Consider the following 436-nt stretch of genomic DNA (forward strand, 5'->3'; position numbering starts at 1 on the left):
AGCCGGATAACAGGAAAACGTTTTTTAATGAGCAATCATAAAAGCGAAGAAGTTGCGGCGGGAACGCTGGGAGAAATTATCCAATATTCCGGCGCACATTTTGTGCACCAAGGAAAAAGGAACGGCCAATTAAAAAAGCGATAGCGGCAATAGAACAGGCGGGAGACGGGCGTTACAGCGTGTATGTAAGCGACGGCGACGAACTCCCGTATGGTCTGCTCGGAACAGGCGACACGAAAGAAGCGGCGATTGCCGATTTCAGGGACGGCTATCAGGATATGCGTGAATCGTTCCAAAAAGACGGCGAGCCGTTTGAAGAAACGTTGTTCTCTTTCCGCGATGATTGCGTCCCGGATGCCGCGCCGTCTGTAGCGTTTGCCGCGACGCCCTATTCGCTCGCGGCTTTACGGTAAAAAGCGTGGGTGTTTCAATAAAA

General features: G+C 51.4%; 1 protein-coding gene. It reads left to right on the forward strand.

Translation table 11 applies throughout. From position 1 onward, the window contains the following. The first annotated feature begins 179 nt into the window (after window positions 1-179). The gene (locus AWU74_RS08600) at window positions 180-413 is read left to right on the forward strand and encodes a hypothetical protein (RefSeq protein ID WP_062328858.1); all 234 of its coding nucleotides are present in this window, start codon (window positions 180-182) and stop codon (window positions 411-413) included. The last annotated feature ends 23 nt before the right edge of the window (window positions 414-436 follow it).

The sequence above is a fragment of the Treponema endosymbiont of Eucomonympha sp. genome, assembly GCF_001028545.1.